Consider the following 17,340-nt stretch of genomic DNA (forward strand, 5'->3'; position numbering starts at 1 on the left):
CCTTACCCCAGATCACCTAAGCGCACTTGTAGTGCTGTGATAGCGGTTAGCGCAGTCGTTTCTGTTCGTAATACTCGAGGCCCTAACAGTATATCGGTAAATTGATAATTTGCTGTCATGGCAATTTCGTCTGCTGACAAGCCACCTTCCGGGCCAATCAACAATCGTACTTTCTTCAGTTCAGTGGGTAACGTATTAATACTTTCTGTTGCTCGTGGGTGCAAATTGACTTTAAATGCACCGTCAGTTTCCGCGCACCATGCTTCAAGGGTTTGTACTGGGCGAATTTCTGGAATTCGGTTGCGGCCACATTGTTCACAGGCAGCAATCGCAATTTTTTGCCATTGAAGTAATTTTTTCTCGAGCCGTTCGCCATCTAGGCGAACACCACAACGTTCTGATAATAAAGGTGTTATTGTATTAACTCCGAGTTCGACAGATTTTTGGATAGTAAATTCCATTTTTTCCCCACGAGACATGACCTGCCCGAGGTGTAAATCGAGAGGGGATTCTCTATCGTCAACTTGGCTATTTTTAATGTGTACGAATACATTTTTTTTAGTTGCTTCAGTAATTTCAGCACTAAAGGTTTTATTGCTGCCATCAAAAAGTTCGAGTTTTTGGCCTGCAGTCATGCGCAGTACTCGACCTACATGGTTTGCAGCATCATCACCAAGAGAAATTGTTGTGTTTATTTGAAGAGGCTCTGGGTGATAAATGCGTGGAATGCGCATAGCTTTTCCTTAGTACAGACTGGGTTAATAAATAATATAACTTTGATGAATATGGGGGTTGAATTGTTAAACTCAAGCGCTGCTACCTAGTTTATAACGAAATACTGACCTTTTATAGTATGTCTGTGCCATAGGTGACATCTTAAACAGTGATGAAAGTAAACTAGAAGATCATGATATTCGAATAAACCGACTCTACTCAACGGAATTAAAGTGTTGGGGATAGCAGAAATTCACAGTATATTTATTTTTATCTCCATAAAGGAATAAGGAGTTAATATGAGGGAGTTACTCTGTACTTTAATATCATCGGTTATATCTATTATTTCGCCGTCTGAGCAATTTACATTATCATGTCAAAATGATAAATCTATAAACATCATTGATTTTATTTGTGTTTTTTCTTCTTTCTTTATGCTGTTAATATCCTTTTTTACGACTAAAAAACTACTTATTTATTTACCCGTTGTTCATTTTGATAAATCCAAAATTATTATTAACAATACTGTTTTACTTCTAATATATAGTGTACTAATTTTTATAATATATTATTCATCTAATAATTTACGTATTATTTTATTTTTAACATTATATATTAATTTAATAATACCATTATTTATCATTGATAATAAAATAGGTTATCTCCCTGATGTTCTTACGTACCCATTATTATGGGTGGGGTTGCTATATCAAATTCACTTACCAAATGGGAATGTAGTCTCAGCTATTTATGCAGTACTGATCAGCTACTTAGTGATGTTAATGGTGGTTACACTGGTTGAAAAACAAACTTATCAACCACAAATGGGGAGAGGGGATTTTAAACTCGTTGCCGCTTGTTCGGCTTGGCTTGGTGTTTGGGAGTTACCTTACTTTTTGGCCACCGCTGCAGGGTTGGGGCTATTACAATACTGGGTTAACTTTGGGCTATGGCCTAAAATATACCAAAAAAAGCAACTGGTAAATCTAGCCCACGCCGAGATATTATCTGGGGTGCAAATAGCTAAAACAACGAAGACTATTCCATTTGGCCCCGCGTTAATTATTAGTGCTAGCACATGGTTGTATTTATCAATAATTGAATATTAAATTAAATGACAACCTTATGCGCATATTTGAAAGGTGGCTTATTAAAAAGGGTGATTATTAAGACGCTGCGGTTACCAAAGAATCTAAAAATTGCTGCCATTTACTCGGCTCACCGAGGTAATTCTGTAATGGAACTCGTAACCATTTCCCCTGTTGTTGTATTAACAGAGTTGGAAAACCGGATGCACCTGACTGCGCTAACAGAGCCTTACTTGTTTCAATGTGGGCCGCAGTTTCATGTTGCTCACACTCACTGTAGTCGGGCACATACTGGGTTACATCGAGGCCAATTTCTTTGGCGAGCTCAAGAAGTACCGCGGTATCTTTAATATGGCGTCCTGAAATGTAGTGTGTTTTTTGAATGGCTTTAAGCATCTCAAAGCCTTTGCCTTGCTTGGTTGCCGCTAATATAGCGGTTTGCGGTGGTGTTGAGTCCATAACCAAATTAGGTTCGTGTAGCATTTTTATATAGTCATCGCCAAATACTTGCCCTGTCATGGATGCAATGCGCTTATCAGCTTGCAGAATATATTGGCGAAAATTATCATCTAAATGTAGGCGTGCATTGTCAGCTAACATACCACCACCATGCATTTCAATGTTGATACTTGGGTGTTGGTTGGCAATTTCGATTAAAGGCGCAGCGGCATAGCACCAGCCGCAATAAGGGTCATAAATATAGTGTAGGGTGATGTTGCTCATAATCGTTCTCTCTATTTGATCTTTTTAAGTAATTTGAGTTAAGTTGTATCATTATCATCAAAAAATTAATACCACTATCATTCGGTGAAATCAGCCAAATTGCTTTTAGTCATTCAGTGAGTTGCTACGGAACATACCGCGCAAAATGGCTGCAATAGTGAGTATCACTTGGTTATTGAGGCCACTGCATTTCGCCTTTAACAACTTTTGCACTAAGTTCTAAACTTGATTTGTCATCCAATTGTGGATATTTTACCGCAATTTTTTGGATGAGTTCATCTGAGTTTTTACTTGTTTTTGCTGCATTTTCAAAATCTTGTAAGTATTTTTGAGTAAAAGAAACCGTGCTTGTATCTAATTTAGATGCTCCCGTAAAGTGACCGGGAACAACGGTTATTGGGTTCAGTGCTTTGATGTCTTTTAATGTTTGCTGCCAATTTTTACGTGACTCTTCTGTTTGTGTATCTGCTACCCAAACATGAATATTGTCAGAAACAATAACGCCCCCTACAACGGCTTTTAATGATGGAACCCAGACATAAGTTCTATCTGGTGATGCGCTATCAAGGCCTTTAATTTCAAGTTGTTCACCATCAACTGTGAAGCTATCTCCTTTAATGACCTCAGGGACGATAATATGGGCAGGTGCCTCATCTTTTAATACACCACTCCAGTAAGCCAGTTTGCCATCTTTAGTTGCTTTAATGGCTTCAACTGTGTTTGCTGTCGCGACCACTTTAGCTTCAGGGAAGGCGTTTGTTAGGGTATCGAGCCCAAAATAGTAATCTGGATCTGAGTGGCTAATATAAATCGTGGTTAATTTCTTGTTGAGCTTTTTAATTTTATCAACCAATTGTTGTGCATCATTTTTTTGAAATTGTGCGTCAATTAACACCACTTCACTTGAACCGCTAATAATTTCAGAGGAAACCGGAAATACGCTGTTATTTCCAGGATTATAAACATCTAATGTTAGTGTTTCAGCTTGGGTCATATTTATCGTAGTGGCGAATAACGCGGTTGCAGCTAATAAGGTAAATTTCATTTTGTATCCTAAAATAAAGTTATACAGGAAAGCTTGTTTTTTGCATGGCGTGTATATTAAATTGCAATGATAAGATGAAAAACCCCATAATTAGGTGTTGTTTGTTGCACAATTCGGTCAAATGAGAGTGGTATGGATAGATTAAAGGCAGCAGAAGTATTTATTACTATCGTTGAACAAGGCAGCCTAAGTGGAGCAGCAGAAAAATTAGAGATGTCGAGAGCGATGGTGACTCGCTATTTGTCGGAAATGGAACAATGGGCGGGAGTGCGTTTATTAAATCGTACCACGCGGAAATTAAGTTTAACTTCAGCGGGGGAAGGGGTATATCAACAATCTTTGCAACTTAATGCTATTTCCCAAATGGTCCCTGTGCAGCAAGAGCTTGATGCAAAAGCATTATCCGGTTTAGTGCGCATTAGTTGCTCACAATCTATTGCCCAAAGTGCACTTTCTGTGGCCATTGCTGAGTTTATGAAACTCTATCCGAATATGGCTATAGATATGCAAATATCGAATAAATCAGTTAATTTAATAGAGGAACGAATTGACTTGGCTATCCGTATTACTAATCAGCTGGAGCCGAGTTTAATCGCAAAACCATTGTCAACTTGCCATTCTGTCATTTGTGCTTCACCTGATTTTTTAAAAGGGAAAAAACATCCCGAAAAACCAGAAGATTTAGTTTTACTCGATTGCTTAACCTACAATTTTTTTGGTCGTAGCTTATGGGTCTTTGAAAAGGCAGGTATGCAGCATAGTGTATTGGTTGATGGGCGATTAAGTGCGAATGAATCCGTATTTCTCGCTGAGGCAACATTGCAGGGCGCGGGTATCTCTATGCAACCATATTATTCTGTTGCTGATCATTTGGCCTCAGGGGCGTTAGTTCAACTATTACCTGAATATACGCCAATGCCTCTAGGTATTTACGCTGTGTATACGAGTCGGCAAAAAATGCCAACTGCATTGAGGGTGGTGATTGATTATCTCGCTAATTGGTTTGCAACTTCACCTCACTGGCAGTTATTGATGCAACAGCGCGGAAATTAGCTGGGTTTTTATTTGATTAAAGTTATCCTCTAAATGTTGAGTAAAAATATTGGTCAATTGTGATGAAGGGCGGTGAATAGGTTTTATCAAGCTAACGGTAAAAGGAATGGAAAAGCTGAGTGGGCGCAGAGCCAACTTCCCAGCAGATTGTTGATGAAAATCTAATGCAGTTAAAGGGTTAACAATAGAAATCCCAATCCCTTTTAGTGCCATAGCGCAAATAGATGATGCTGAATGCGTCTCCATGACCATTTTGCGCTCGACATGGTGCTCCGCAAATGTTGAGTCAATCAACTGACGATAGCTGTCAGTTAATGATAGGCTAATAAAACGTTGGCCTTGAAAATCATTGGGGATTAGGACTTCTTTTTGGGCTAAAGGGTGGTTTGCGGGTAAGACACACACTTCATTTAAACTTCCCAGTGTTTGTTGTTCAGTGCCCGGAGGCATTTGCAAATGTTCTGTTAAACCGAAATCGTAACGCTGAGCGGACAACCATTCTTCAAGAACAGGAGACTCTTGCGGGATCACTGTGATGCTGACATCAGGGTAATTTTCCATAAACGATTGGCAAACATGGGGCAATAAAGATTGCGCGAAAGCAGGTAAACAGGTTATCGAGATTTGGGCATGTTCGAAGCGTCGGATAGTTTCCGCTGAGTTTTTAATGCGTTCCAAACCATAATAAGAGCGTTCGACTTCTTCAAGAAACCGTAATCCTTGTGCTGTTGGCTGTAGACGTCCTTTGACCCTATCGAATAACTTAAACTGTAAAAGGTATTCTAAGCGAGCAAGTTCACGGCTGATAGTTGGTTGTGAGGTGTTTAGCAGTGCAGCGGCTTCCGTCAGGTTGGGGGCTGTCATTACTGCACGGAATATTTCAATGTGCCGCCATGAAATGGCTTGCATAGGAAGTCCTTAAATAAAGTCTATATCAAATATGAATAGACTTTAGCAAAATAGATATTTTTTTTCCCGTATTATTCTTTGAATAATAGCTTTTAATATAATAAAAACTTGCAAACGAGAAAGACAATGACTTCATTCGCAACGACAACAAGCCAATATTTAACACCTGAATATTTACGTGTATTACCTGAGCAGTATGGTAGCCCTGTTTGGGTTTATGATAGCGCGGTGATTATTGAGCGTATCAAGCAATTACAAGTTTTTGATACTGTCCGCTTTGCACAAAAAGCATGTTCGAATATTCATATTCTGCGCTTAATGAAACAACAAGGCGTTAAAGTCGATTCTGTTTCTTTAGGGGAAATAGAACGTGCGCTGGTGGCAGGGTTCCAGCCTGGACGTGAGAACTCAGAAATCGTATTTACAGCAGATGTGCTCGATAGAGCCACATTAGCGAAAGTGACTGAGCTAGATATCCCTGTGAATGCAGGCTCTATTGACATGCTTGAGCAAATTGGCGAACAAAAAGCTGGCCATCCTGTTTGGTTACGCATCAATCCAGGTTTTGGTCACGGCCATAGCCAAAAAACCAATACTGGTGGTGAAAATAGTAAGCACGGTATTTGGCATGAAGATTTACCTGCAGCGTTAGAGAAAATTCGCCATTACAATTTATCGCTAGTTGGTATCCATATGCATATTGGCTCAGGGGTTGACTATCAACATCTTGCCGATGTGTGTGATTCTATGGTGGCGTTAGTCACAACCGCAGGGGTTGACCTTCATGCCATTTCAGCAGGCGGTGGGTTATCAACCCCTTATCGTGAAGGTGATGAATTAATCGATGTACCGCATTATTACAGCTTATGGGATAACGCTCGCCAACGCATCGAACAACACTTAGGGCACAAAATTGAACTTGAAATAGAACCCGGCCGCTATTTAGTTGCTGAGTCTGGGGTACTATTAGCAGAAGTGCGAGCTGTTAAAGATATGGGTAGTCGCCACTATGTGCTTGTAGACAGTGGTTTTAATGACCTAATGCGTCCAGCGATGTATGGCAGTTATCACCATATTTCGGTATTACCGATGGATGGACGTAACCTTGATGGGGCCCAACTAAAAGACACAATTGTTGCTGGCCCACTGTGTGAATCAGGAGATGTATTTACCCAGTTAGAGGGCGGTTTAGTGGTAACCCGCGCTTTACCCGAGGTGAAAGTTGGCGATTTTCTGGTTTTTCATGACACTGGCGCTTACGGTGCATCCATGTCATCAAACTACAATAGCCGTCCATTATTGCCGGAAGTGATGTTTGTTGATGGTAAGCCACAATTGATTCGCCGCCGCCAAACGATTGAAGAGCTATTGGCTCTGGAGCTGTAAGTCTTCCTTTCATTATAGATAACTGCATCTTACTCATAGGGCTATTATTGTAAGATGCGGTTATTCTGATTCACCACATCTATATTCCCATGTACTTTACCTACCTTGTATAAATTCTACGCAACATAATAAAAGCTAGAAGGTAAAAATCAGTGCAAAAAGTGATGAGGGTTCTTCGTAAACTGTATAAGTACGAAAATAGCCAATATGACGTTGGTCGTGAGGTTTCTGTTTATAGTCAAAGTACACTGTCAGCCAAAGAACAATTGGAACTCGCTCGAATTAATTGGCAAGTGAATCACATTGAGTCTTTCAATGACCATGCTGATATTATGCACAAGTTCAACAGTTTAAAAAAAGAGGAAAAACTCAGCCAAGAGCGCTGTTTTGATACTTTTATTGCAGGTGTTGGCGGAAGTTATTTACGAGGACGTTCAGTGCTAGGTGCTTTTCATAAGCTCAAAAATATACAGATTCATGACTATATAGAAAAACCACAATTAGCCTGTTGCTGGGTATGCAGTGATTACAATCGAAAAATTCACATCAACGATAGTTACTTTCAATATTGCTTGTATTACGGAAATTCCTATACAGGTAATACCTCATATGCTTATTTAAATTTAAAACACTTACTTAATGTTGAGCCAGTACAACCGCTTGGGGACGATAAAATTAAATTTAACCAGTTATTGGATTTATTTCGTTCTGCTAAGGATGATGAAACCCCCGGCCATTTTGAAAAGCGTTTGTCTGAAGCCAAAATAATCCCGGGTAATAAATATACACATAGAGGGGTTTTACAATCTCTAGCATTGATCGGTGTGATACCAAATCAGTTTATTCCTTTATCATTAGCGTCGAGGGTTAATTTTGGTGACCTTGTGAGTACTGAGTCCCAGTTAAACAATACTAAAGGTCGCTCCGATATGGAGATGCCATGGGCTGGCTGGAAGGGGCATTTAGGTATTGATGAAGACAAAGTAGACGAATATTTCAGTGATTATTTGCTTTAAATCTAAATGACAAAGGGAACTCTTGAGTTCCCTTTGATTTACTAGCTAAAATTAATCAAGCCGCTTTCTTTTTCTTACTAGTTTCTTCATTTGAAGGTTCATCTGGTGACTTTTTTGTCGGAAGTACACCCAAATCATCAAACTCAAACTCATCGACGTTAATCGTCCGTAACCGGCTTGCTTCTGCTTTACGCAAGATATCAGCTTCTTCTTGCGTAATTACGTTTTCAGGAAGTAGTTGGTCAGCAAGTTTATCTAAGCGAGTAAAGCTGAGTTTACGCTCTTTTAAGCGGCAGATACGTTCGAAAATAGGTTCAGCAGCAATGATATCGAGCAGAGCTTGGTTTACAAGGCCATGAGGGTTGTTTTCCGTAGGTGTTAAATACTGCCCACGGCCCAACCTATCACGTGTTTCTGATGGTTCCATCAGGATTTGAGCCAGTTTATGGTCTAGTCGGTCTGATGGTGTTGACATCGCACGGCCAGTAGGGAATAGGGTGATGCGCATTACCCCCGCAACCAACTTGTTAGGGAAGTTTTTCAGGAGATCATCCATCGCTTTTTCTGATTGATATAAACAATCTTCAACCGCCCATTTCACTAATGGTAAGTCTGCTTTTTGGCGACCTTCATCTTCATAACGTTTTAAGGTTGCAGATGCGAGATACAAGTTGCTTAAAATATCCCCTAAGCGAGCAGAGATACGTTCGCGGCGTTTCAAGCTACCCCCTAACACACCCATGGCAACATCGGATAGTAATGCTAAGTTGGCACTTTGGCGGTTTAGCATTTGATAGTAACGGCGCGTTTCATCTTTGGTTGGTGCATGACTTCCGCGACCATTGGTTAAACCAAGCCAGAAGCTACGGAATTGATTACTAACCACATGACCTATATGCCCAAATACGGCTTTATCGAATTTATGTAAGTTATTATCTTGTGCTGCGGCCATTTCTTCTAATACGAATGGATGGCAACGGATAGCCCCTTGACCGAAGATGATCATACTGCGGGTTAGGATATTTGCCCCTTCAACCGTAATGGCGATAGGTGCGCCTTGGTAAGCTCTGGCAACAAAGTTTGAATCCCCAAGACAGATGCCTTTACCACCCGTAATATCCATGGCATCAATAATGGCGCGCTGGCCACGGTGTGTACAGTGGTATTTAACAATAGCGGATAAAACGGCAGGTTTCTCACCTAACATAATTCCAGAGGTGATGAGAGTTGCTGCTGCGTCCATCAGATAGGTATTACCTGCGATGCGAGCTAGTGGTTCTTCAATACCTTCCATTTTACCAATTGGTAATTTGAATTGACGGCGAATATAAGAGTAAGCCCCTGTCGCGATAGCAATACTCTTCAAACTACCAGTTGAGTTCGATGGTAATGTAATACCACGACCGACAGAAAGACACTCAACCAACATTCTCCAGCCTTGGCCTGCCATTTTTGGCCCACCGATAATGTAATCGATTGGAACAAAAATATCTTTTCCGCGTGTAGGACCATTCATAAATGGAATATTTAGTGGGAAGTGGCGATGACCAATTTCAACGCCAGGGGTATTGGTTGGAATTAGTGCACAGGTGATACCAAGGTTTTTCTCGCCACCTAATAGTTTATCAGGGTCTGAAAGTTTGAATGCGAGGCCTAATACAGTGGCAATTGGTGCCAAAGTAATATAGCGTTTGTTCCATGTTAAGCGCATTCCTAATACTTGCTCGCCTTGCCATTCACCCATACAAACGACACCTGAATCTGGGATAGCACCAGCATCGGAACCTGCCTCAGGGCTGGTTAATGCAAAGCACGGAATTTCTTCACCCGTAGCTAAGCCTGGTAAATAGCGTTGTTTTTGTTCATCAGTGCCGTAATGCTGCAGTAATTCACCCGGACCTAATGAATTGGGTACCCCTACAGTGATAGCAAGAATACCGGAGACACCAGCGAGCTTTTGTAGAACCTGAGATTGCGCATAAGCAGAAAACTCTAAGCCACCGTATTCTTTTTTGATGATCATCGCGAAGAAGCGGTGATCACGCAGGTATTGCCACACTTCAGGTGTTAGATCTGCCAGTTCATGGCTCACTTCGAAGTCGTTGACCATGCCACAAACGGTTTCAACAGGCCCATCAATAAAAGCTTGTTCTTCTGCGGTTAGCTGTGGTTTTGGATAGTTATGCAATTTATTCCAATCTGGCGCTCCGCGGAAAAGGTCGCCTTCCCACCACGTTGTTCCTGCGTCAATGGCTTCCTTTTCTGTGCTCGACATAGGAGGCATGACTTTTTGGAACATTTTCATCGCGCGGATAGAGAAAAGCGATTGGCGTACAGGAGTGAAGACAAAAGGAAATAATACCAAGGCAACTGGCAGTAACATCCAGTAGCTCCAAATATCGATGACTCCCATAACCGCGGTATAAGCCAATAATAATACTGAGCTAAAAACCAAAGATGTTTTGTGATAACAAAGTACGCCTATTAAGGCGAGAAATAACACGATGCTGAGAAGGATCATAGCGAAGCTCCTGTCTACTTGTAAGAGGTCTGACCTGTTTGTTGCTTTAATCTATACCCATTAATAAAGAATTAGCAATATATTTACATCCTAATTACAACTTAGCTCACAAAAACGTCATATAAAGGAAAATATCGTAGTAATTTGTATTATTGGCTCTATGAAAAGTCAGGTTATTAGCTATGAGTCACGATGAATTTTGTCGGTAGGATCAAGACAGCGCAATCAAAAGTAGAAACAAAATTATCCCTGTGCAACAATCTGACTATTAAAGATTAATTACTGATATCTATCTGAGTTTTGCCATGGAGCGCCATTTTTCTTTTAGGATAATTTGAATCTGAATTAATCGTGTTTTTTATAACGTATTCTTAATTAAGAGGAAATCTCATGTATCAAGACCTAATCCGCGGTGAGCTGACAGAAGCGGCCGAGACGTTATCGAATTTCCTTAGCGATGACGCCAATATTGCTGCTATCCAACAGGCTGCCGTTTTACTGGCTGACTCTTTTAAAGCGGGTGGCAAAGTATTATCTTGTGGTAATGGGGGCTCTCACTGTGATGCAATGCATTTCGCTGAAGAATTAACAGGGCGTTACCGCGAAAACCGTCCGGGCTATCCTGCGATTGCAATCTCAGATGTGAGTCATTTATCTTGTGTGAGTAATGACTTCGGTTATGAGTATGTTTTTTCACGTTTTATTGAAGCTGTTGGTATGAAAGGCGATGTTTTACTTGGAATTTCTACCTCCGGTAATTCTGGGAATATTATTAAAGCGATTGCAGCTGCGCGTGAAAAAGGTATGAAAGTCATCACATTAACAGGTAAAGATGGCGGGAAAATGGCGGGAACTGCGGATATTGAAATTCGTGTCCCACACTTTGGTTATGCCGACCGTATTCAAGAAATTCATATTAAAGTTATTCATATCTTAATTCAGTTAATTGAAAAAGAGATGGTGAAATAACGTTATTACTGTTTCAGGAGTTTTTTAAATGTGCGAGTTACTTGGCATGAGTGCCAATGTTCCAACTGATATTTCGTTTAGCCTCAGTGGGTTGATTTCCCGAGGAGGTCAAACGGGCCCACATAAAGATGGCTGGGGAATCACCTTTTATGAGGGGCTCGGGTGTCGCACATTTAAAGATCCTCAACCTAGTTTTTTATCACCTGTCGCTCGCTTTGTGCAGGAATATCCGATTAAATCAGAAAGTATTGTTGCTCATATTCGCCAAGCAAACCGAGGGGATGTGTCGTTAGTGAACACTCACCCCTTTACACGGGAGTTATGGGGACGTAATTGGACTTATGCGCACAATGGGCAGTTAAAAGGCTATCGTACACTAAAAACTGGGCGCTATTGCCCGATAGGTGAAACCGATAGCGAATGGGCATTTTGCTGGATACTTCATCAACTCAGTGAAAAGTATCCACGTAGGCCATCGAATTGGAAAAGTGTGTTCCGTTTTATTGCGACACTAGCTGACCAATTGCGTCATAAAGGCGTATTTAATATGTTGCTGTCCGATGGGCAATATATGATGGCCTTTAGCTCGACGAATTTACATTGGCTAACGCGTAAGGCACCGTTTGGTAAAGCAAAATTACTTGACCAAGATATTGAAATCGATTTCGAACAGTGTACGACACCTACTGATGTGGTCTCTGTGATCGCAACGCAACCACTCACGGGCAACGAAAACTGGCAGCGAATTGACCCAGGCAATTTTGTCTTATTCTATCTTGGTGAGCGCATATTGTGATTTAGACCCTAACAATTTTGTTGGGGTCTCAGCTTGGTCAATAACCGCATATTTACCTAAAGAGACTGACACCTCAGCAGGCCTTCCTGTGCGGTTGAAATACTCATAGGCCGGTTGTAATTGTTTCCAAAAAGCATAGTGGCTGGAATTGCGATAGCGCAGCATATTTTCATTTGTCATTTTAAATGGATAAATGCTGACATTAATGACGGACTGTCCACTGAGTAAGGCTGTTTCTACTGTTTGGTAAATCTCACCCATATATTTGTCCGTCATGGCATAACATCCCACAGAAACGCAACTGCCATGGATCATAAGATAGCTGCCACTATAACCTTGTGCTTTATCAAACTCATTAGGAAAACCAATATTGATAGATCGGTAATACCGACTATTAGGATTGAGCTGTTCGGCAGTAATTTGATAAAATCCTTCTGGACTTTTCAGGTCACCTTCAATTTTTTTGGGGCCTAGCCCGCCAGAAAACTTACAAATTGGGTAAGTTTTCGACAGTTTATATTTTCCTGATGGCGTTTTTTGGTAGAGTTCTAATAAACCTTCTTGCTTAAATATTTGAATAAAAATAGATGAGTTTGGGCTATCCGATACGTTATTATTAAGTAGAAATGAATAGTTACTTGCCTGAATAACAGGAGAATATATGAGTACAAATAAGAAAATTGCACTAAAAAATTTACTTAATTTCATATCTAAGCCATATCAAGAAAATGTTATTGAATAAAAAGAGTACATATTTTATGCATTCTAGACGAGTAAATCGAAAATTAATATAGTTTGTTAATAGTTTTTAAATGAACCTTTATTGTTTAAATAATGAACAATGATCGATAAATGTGAGCTTAAATATCGATAATATCGAATTGTTAACAAAAAAATTTAAATATTAATGCAATTTGCTTGAACTATGTCACTTCTATAGCCGGACATAGAGAGTGGGAACTGATAAAATTATGGTTGGCAGAAGATAAAATTTAGTAACAATTATGTGAGAATACCTGCTTAAGTGATGCCTATTGCTTGAGCTATTTTTTATTTAATGAGTCGCTATCATTCATTGCTGAATCGTTAGCTTAGGGTTTAACTGATAAACTTGTGCAGATCTTATGATTAAAATTAAAAAAGGCCTCAACCTTCCTATTGCAGGTGAGCCAGCCCAAGTGATAGAAGACGGCCCGAAAATTCAACACGTAGCTGTGCTAGGTGAGGAATATGTCGGAATGCGTCCTTCGATGCTGGTTAAAGAAGGTGAGCGTGTAGTTAAAGGACAGGTTCTTTTTGAAGATAAAAAGAACCCAGGGGTTTTATTTACAAGCCCAGCCTGCGGTAAAATTGTTGCTATTCATCGTGGTGAGCGTCGTGTGCTTCAATCTGTTGTCATCGAAATAGATGGTGATGAACAAGAAACTTTTGCAGCTTATACTCGTGATGAGCTATCTACATTAACGCAACAGCAAGTCGAAGAAAACTTGATAAAATCGGGTTTGTGGACTTCTTTAAGAACGCGTCCATTTAGCCGTTCTCCACAACCAGGTTCTTCACCTATCGCTATTTTTGTCACTGCAATGGATACCAATCCACTTGCAGCGGATCCTATTTTAGTTATTCAAGAGCAAGAACAAGCATTTAACGATGGGCTTTTGGTTCTAAGCCGTTTAACAGAAGGTAAAATCCATGTTTGTCATGGAGAGGGAGACTTACCGAAGAATACGGCTCATAACCAAATTTCTTATACCCAATTTATAGGGCCGCATCCTGCAGGTTTAGTGGGAACTCATATTCATTTCTTGGAACCCGTTAGCATCAAGAAAAAAGTTTGGAGCCTTAATTACCAAGACGTTATTGCTATTGGTAAGCTATTTGTTACGGGTCACCTATATACAGACCGCGTGATTTCATTAGCAGGGCCACAAGTTGAAAAGCCTCGTCTTCTGCGTACTCGTCTAGGTGCTGATTTATATGAATTAACACAAGGTCAGCTTAAAGCGGGTGAAAATCGTATTATTTCTGGTTCAGTCCTTTGGGGCGTGACATGTGATGATACTCATCACTATCTTGGTCGTTTTCACAATCAAGTTTCAGTGTTAGCCGAAGGTCGCAATAAAGAGTTATTTGGCTGGATTATGCCTGGTGTTAATAAGTTTACGATTACGCGTACCACAATCGGGCACTTCCTGAAAAATAAACGTTTTAATTTCACAACGACAATGAACGGCGGTGAGCGTTCGATGGTACCAATTGGTAATTACGAGCGAGTCATGCCTCTCGATATCATGGTCACTCATTTGTTGCGCGATCTCCTCGCTGGAGACACTGATACATCACAAGAATTGGGCTGTTTAGAGTTGGACGAAGAAGATCTAGGTTTATGTACCTATGTTTGCCCAGCGAAATATGAATATGGTCCAGTGCTACGTGATGTTCTGACCAAGATTGAGCTAGAAGGGTGATTCCATGGGTCTGAAAAATTTATTTGAAAAGTATGAGCACCATTTTGAGCCCGGTGGAAAGTTAGAAAAATACTATGCGTTATTTGAAGCAGTTTCGACTGTTTTTTATACGCCGGGTACGGTAACAAAAGGGCGTTCTCATGTCAGGGATACCATCGACCTGAAACGTATGATGATATTGGTGTGGCTAGCGGTTTTCCCAGCGATGTTCTGGGGAATGTATAACGTTGGTAACCAAGCCATCCCAGCTTTGCACCAATTATATAGCGGGGCGGAGTTACAGCAAGTTCTCGCGAGTGATTGGCATTATAGCTTAGCACAGTTTCTAGGTGCATCACTTTCGATGGATGCAGGGTGGGGAAGTAAAATGCTGCTAGGTGCAGTGTATTTCCTTCCTATTTATGCTGTCGTTTTCTTAGTCGGTGGTTTCTGGGAAGTTTTATTCGCCATGATCCGCGGCCATGAAATTAACGAAGGCTTCTTTATTACCTCGATTTTATTTGCCTTGATTGTGCCACCAACCATTCCTTTATGGCAGGCTGCATTAGGTATCACTTTCGGGGTTGTTGTTGCGAAAGAAATTTTTGGCGGTACTGGGCGTAACTTCTTAAACCCAGCATTAGCTGGCCGTGCTTTCTTATTCTTTGCTTATCCTGCTCAAATATCAGGTGACTTAGTTTGGACTGCAGCAGATGGCTTCTCTGGTGCGACACCATTATCACAATGGGCAACCGGTGGTGAGCATGCCCTAATGAACACGGTGACTCATGAACCTATTACTTGGATGCAAGCCTTTTTAGGTAATATGCCAGGTTCAATTGGTGAAGTGTCAACACTGATGTTGTTTATTGGTGGTGCTCTTATCATGTTCTTCCGTATCGCATCATGGCGTATTGTTGCTGGCGTGATGGTTGGCATGATTGCAATGTCCTACCTATTCAATGCTATTGGCTCTGATACTAACCCGTTATTTGCCATGCCATGGTGGTGGCACATGGTACTTGGTGGCTTCGCATTCGGTATGATTTTTATGGCGACAGACCCGGTATCAGCGTCTTTCACAGACAAAGGTAAATGGGCGTACGGCATTCTGATCGGTGTAATGTGTGTTCTTATCAGGGTTGTTAACCCAGCTTATCCAGAAGGGATGATGCTGGCGATCCTATTCGCCAACCTGTTTGCTCCTCTGTTTGACTATCTGGTCGTTCAAGCAAATATTAAGCGGAGAAAAGCTCGTGGCTAATGAAAAACCAATGAATAACGATAGCGTCGGCAGAACATTTCTAGTTGTTTTTATTCTTTGTCTAGTTTGCTCTATTGTCGTCGCAGGGGCTGCAGTTGGTCTAAAACCACAGCAGCAAGAACAGATTCAGTTAGATACTCAACGTAATATTTTAAGTGTTGCTGGCTTGCTGCAACCTAAAATGACCGCTGAGGAAGTTCAAGATGTATATAAGGATCGTATCGAACCTAAACTTTTGAATTTTAAAACTAATGAATTATCTGATAGCACTAGCCGTTATGACTTAAATAGCGAGCTACGCAGCGAAGAAACGAGTATTGCACTCTCTCCTGCAGAAGATATTGCAAAAATTCGCCGTCGTGCCAATAGCGCTGAAATTTATTTAGTTAAAGATGAAGCTGGAAAAGTATCACAAATTATTTTACCTGTTTACGGCTCTGGTTTGTGGTCTGTCATGTATGCCTTTATTGCGGTAGATGTAGATGGTGTCACCTCTCGTGGTATTACTTACTATGCACATGGCGAAACACCAGGGCTGGGCGGTGAGGTTGATAACCCTCAGTGGAAAGCCCAATGGCCAGGTAAAAAACTGTTCAATGAGCAGGGGGTTCCGGCAATTAAAATAGTGCGCGGTGGTGCGACAGATAACCCATTCGGTATCGACGGCCTTTCAGGTGCGACTCTAACATCAAACGGAATCCAGCATATGTTTGATTTCTGGTTAGGGGATAACGGTTTTGGTCCGTTCCTGAAAAAAGTACGTGAAGGAGCGCTGAATAATGGCTGATTCAAAAGAAGTAAAACGCGTCCTACTTGGACCGTTATTGGATAACAACCCAATTGCTTTACAGGTATTAGGGGTTTGTTCTGCACTGGCAGTGACAACGAAGTTAGAAACAGCACTCGTTATGACGATTGCTGTAACCTTAGTGACGGCATTTTCTAACTTCTTTATTTCACTCATCAGGAATTATATTCCGAGCAGCGTACGTATTATCGTTCAAATGGCAATCATTGCTTCTTTAGTTATTGTGGTTGACCAAATTTTACGTGCATATGCCTATGAAATATCAAAACAACTTTCTGTATTTGTTGGCTTGATTATTACTAACTGTATCGTAATGGGGCGTGCTGAAGCTTATGCAATGAAAGCACCACCAATTGAAAGCTTCATGGACGGTATTGGTAATGGTCTAGGTTACGGTGTGATCCTTGTTTTAGTCGGCTTTTTACGTGAGTTATTTGGTTCCGGCAAATTGTTTGGTATCACAGTTTTTGAATCACTACAAACCGGTGGTTGGTACATGCCAAATGGCCTGTTCCTCCTCGCGCCAAGTGCATTCTTTATCATCGGTATGCTGATTTGGGGGTTACGTACCCTGAAACCAGCTCAGGTAGAGAAGGACTAA

At 40.9% G+C, this 17,340-nt stretch carries 16 protein-coding genes; 10 read left to right on the forward strand and 6 right to left on the reverse strand.

What is annotated here, in order from left to right:
• Positions 1-2 precede the first annotated feature (2 nt).
• Positions 3-734 carry a 16S rRNA (uracil(1498)-N(3))-methyltransferase gene (rsmE, locus tag P3L37_RS04070; RefSeq protein WP_109911964.1) on the reverse strand — a complete coding sequence of 244 codons (732 nt, stop codon included), beginning with the start codon at positions 732-734 and terminating at the stop codon, positions 3-5.
• Between the two features lie 279 nt (positions 735-1,013).
• Between rsmE and P3L37_RS04075 the strand changes: the two genes are divergently transcribed.
• Complete coding sequence (locus tag P3L37_RS04075; RefSeq protein WP_228367457.1) at positions 1,014-1,823, forward strand: prepilin peptidase; 810 nt, start codon at positions 1,014-1,016, stop codon at positions 1,821-1,823.
• Between the two features lie 57 nt (positions 1,824-1,880).
• On the opposite strand, the gene P3L37_RS04080 is transcribed toward P3L37_RS04075, so the two are convergent.
• Both P3L37_RS04080 and P3L37_RS04085 read right to left on the reverse strand, forming a co-directional pair.
• Complete coding sequence (locus P3L37_RS04080) at positions 1,881-2,525, reverse strand: DsbA family protein (protein ID WP_110732238.1); 645 nt, start codon at positions 2,523-2,525, stop codon at positions 1,881-1,883.
• A 172-nt stretch (positions 2,526-2,697) separates the two neighbouring features.
• Positions 2,698-3,570 (reverse strand): MBL fold metallo-hydrolase, encoded by an 873-nt coding sequence (locus P3L37_RS04085; RefSeq protein WP_272667445.1) that lies wholly within the window; start codon positions 3,568-3,570, stop codon positions 2,698-2,700.
• Between the two features lie 132 nt (positions 3,571-3,702).
• Here P3L37_RS04085 and P3L37_RS04090 point away from each other — a divergent pair, with 132 nt between their 5' ends.
• The gene (locus tag P3L37_RS04090; RefSeq protein WP_164528472.1) at positions 3,703-4,623 is read left to right on the forward strand and encodes a LysR family transcriptional regulator; all 921 of its coding nucleotides are present in this window, start codon (positions 3,703-3,705) and stop codon (positions 4,621-4,623) included.
• Here P3L37_RS04090 and P3L37_RS04095 read toward each other — a convergent pair.
• Positions 4,597-5,532: a LysR family transcriptional regulator gene (locus tag P3L37_RS04095; protein ID WP_109911967.1), complete on the reverse strand. Its 936-nt coding sequence runs from the start codon at positions 5,530-5,532 to the stop codon at positions 4,597-4,599. The genes P3L37_RS04090 and P3L37_RS04095 overlap by 27 nt on opposite strands.
• Before the next feature lie 126 nt (positions 5,533-5,658).
• Here P3L37_RS04095 and lysA point away from each other — a divergent pair, with 126 nt between their 5' ends.
• Together lysA and P3L37_RS04105 are read left to right on the forward strand one after the other, a co-directional pair.
• Complete coding sequence (gene lysA / locus P3L37_RS04100) at positions 5,659-6,918, forward strand: diaminopimelate decarboxylase (RefSeq protein ID WP_004914119.1); 1,260 nt, start codon at positions 5,659-5,661, stop codon at positions 6,916-6,918.
• Between the two features lie 152 nt (positions 6,919-7,070).
• Positions 7,071-7,934 (forward strand): hypothetical protein, encoded by an 864-nt coding sequence (locus P3L37_RS04105; protein ID WP_238562707.1) that lies wholly within the window; start codon positions 7,071-7,073, stop codon positions 7,932-7,934.
• A 55-nt stretch (positions 7,935-7,989) separates the two neighbouring features.
• Here P3L37_RS04105 and fadE read toward each other — a convergent pair whose 3' ends face one another.
• Entirely contained in the window at positions 7,990-10,455 is a 2,466-nt protein-coding gene (fadE, locus tag P3L37_RS04110; RefSeq protein ID WP_004914110.1) for an acyl-CoA dehydrogenase FadE, read from the reverse strand.
• A 390-nt stretch (positions 10,456-10,845) separates the two neighbouring features.
• Here fadE and lpcA point away from each other — a divergent pair, with 390 nt between their 5' ends.
• Both lpcA and P3L37_RS04120 read left to right on the forward strand, forming a co-directional pair.
• The gene (gene lpcA / locus P3L37_RS04115) at positions 10,846-11,424 is read left to right on the forward strand and encodes a D-sedoheptulose 7-phosphate isomerase (protein ID WP_004914109.1); all 579 of its coding nucleotides are present in this window, start codon (positions 10,846-10,848) and stop codon (positions 11,422-11,424) included.
• A gap of 28 nt (positions 11,425-11,452) precedes the next feature.
• Positions 11,453-12,220, forward strand: coding sequence for a class II glutamine amidotransferase (locus P3L37_RS04120; RefSeq protein WP_004914108.1), 768 nt, complete (start codon positions 11,453-11,455; stop codon positions 12,218-12,220).
• Here the strand turns inward: P3L37_RS04120 and P3L37_RS04125 are convergent.
• Positions 12,191-12,928 (reverse strand): murein L,D-transpeptidase family protein, encoded by a 738-nt coding sequence (locus P3L37_RS04125; RefSeq protein ID WP_109911969.1) that lies wholly within the window; start codon positions 12,926-12,928, stop codon positions 12,191-12,193. The genes P3L37_RS04120 and P3L37_RS04125 overlap by 30 nt on opposite strands.
• A 416-nt stretch (positions 12,929-13,344) precedes the next feature.
• Between P3L37_RS04125 and P3L37_RS04130 the strand changes: the two genes are divergently transcribed.
• From P3L37_RS04130 to P3L37_RS04145, 4 genes are read left to right on the forward strand one after another with little or no spacing between them, the layout of a single operon-like run.
• On the forward strand, positions 13,345-14,688 hold the full coding sequence (locus P3L37_RS04130; RefSeq protein WP_109911970.1) for a Na(+)-translocating NADH-quinone reductase subunit A: 1,344 nt from the start codon (positions 13,345-13,347) through the stop codon (positions 14,686-14,688).
• 4 nt (positions 14,689-14,692) lie between these two features.
• Positions 14,693-15,931 (forward strand): NADH:ubiquinone reductase (Na(+)-transporting) subunit B, encoded by a 1,239-nt coding sequence (locus tag P3L37_RS04135; protein ID WP_004914105.1) that lies wholly within the window; start codon positions 14,693-14,695, stop codon positions 15,929-15,931.
• Complete coding sequence (locus tag P3L37_RS04140) at positions 15,924-16,718, forward strand: Na(+)-translocating NADH-quinone reductase subunit C (protein ID WP_004914104.1); 795 nt, start codon at positions 15,924-15,926, stop codon at positions 16,716-16,718. Before P3L37_RS04135 ends, P3L37_RS04140 begins: the two co-directional genes overlap by 8 nt.
• On the forward strand, positions 16,711-17,340 hold the full coding sequence (locus P3L37_RS04145) for an NADH:ubiquinone reductase (Na(+)-transporting) subunit D (RefSeq protein ID WP_004914102.1): 630 nt from the start codon (positions 16,711-16,713) through the stop codon (positions 17,338-17,340). The genes P3L37_RS04140 and P3L37_RS04145 overlap by 8 nt, the downstream gene beginning before the upstream one ends.

Origin of the sequence: Providencia sp. PROV114 (genome assembly GCF_032704305.1) — a bacterium.
Lineage (GTDB): Bacteria > Pseudomonadota > Gammaproteobacteria > Enterobacterales > Enterobacteriaceae > Providencia > Providencia rettgeri.

Coding starts and splice junctions, on each gene's coding strand:
- P3L37_RS04120 (WP_004914108.1), top strand. CDS start 11,453: ATGTGCGAGTTACTTGGCATGAGTGCCAATGTTCCAACTGATATTTCG.
- P3L37_RS04145 (WP_004914102.1), top strand. CDS start 16,711: ATGGCTGATTCAAAAGAAGTAAAACGCGTCCTACTTGGACCGTTATTG.
- lysA (WP_004914119.1), top strand. CDS start 5,659: ATGACTTCATTCGCAACGACAACAAGCCAATATTTAACACCTGAATAT.
- P3L37_RS04085 (WP_272667445.1), bottom strand. CDS start 3,570: ATGAAATTTACCTTATTAGCTGCAACCGCGTTATTCGCCACTACGATA.
- rsmE (WP_109911964.1), bottom strand. CDS start 734: ATGCGCATTCCACGCATTTATCACCCAGAGCCTCTTCAAATAAACACA.
- P3L37_RS04080 (WP_110732238.1), bottom strand. CDS start 2,525: ATGAGCAACATCACCCTACACTATATTTATGACCCTTATTGCGGCTGG.
- P3L37_RS04075 (WP_228367457.1), top strand. CDS start 1,014: ATGAGGGAGTTACTCTGTACTTTAATATCATCGGTTATATCTATTATT.
- P3L37_RS04130 (WP_109911970.1), top strand. CDS start 13,345: ATGATTAAAATTAAAAAAGGCCTCAACCTTCCTATTGCAGGTGAGCCA.
- lpcA (WP_004914109.1), top strand. CDS start 10,846: ATGTATCAAGACCTAATCCGCGGTGAGCTGACAGAAGCGGCCGAGACG.
- P3L37_RS04125 (WP_109911969.1), bottom strand. CDS start 12,928: ATGAAATTAAGTAAATTTTTTAGTGCAATTTTCTTATTTGTACTCATA.
- P3L37_RS04095 (WP_109911967.1), bottom strand. CDS start 5,532: ATGCAAGCCATTTCATGGCGGCACATTGAAATATTCCGTGCAGTAATG.
- fadE (WP_004914110.1), bottom strand. CDS start 10,455: ATGATCCTTCTCAGCATCGTGTTATTTCTCGCCTTAATAGGCGTACTT.
- P3L37_RS04090 (WP_164528472.1), top strand. CDS start 3,703: ATGGATAGATTAAAGGCAGCAGAAGTATTTATTACTATCGTTGAACAA.
- P3L37_RS04135 (WP_004914105.1), top strand. CDS start 14,693: ATGGGTCTGAAAAATTTATTTGAAAAGTATGAGCACCATTTTGAGCCC.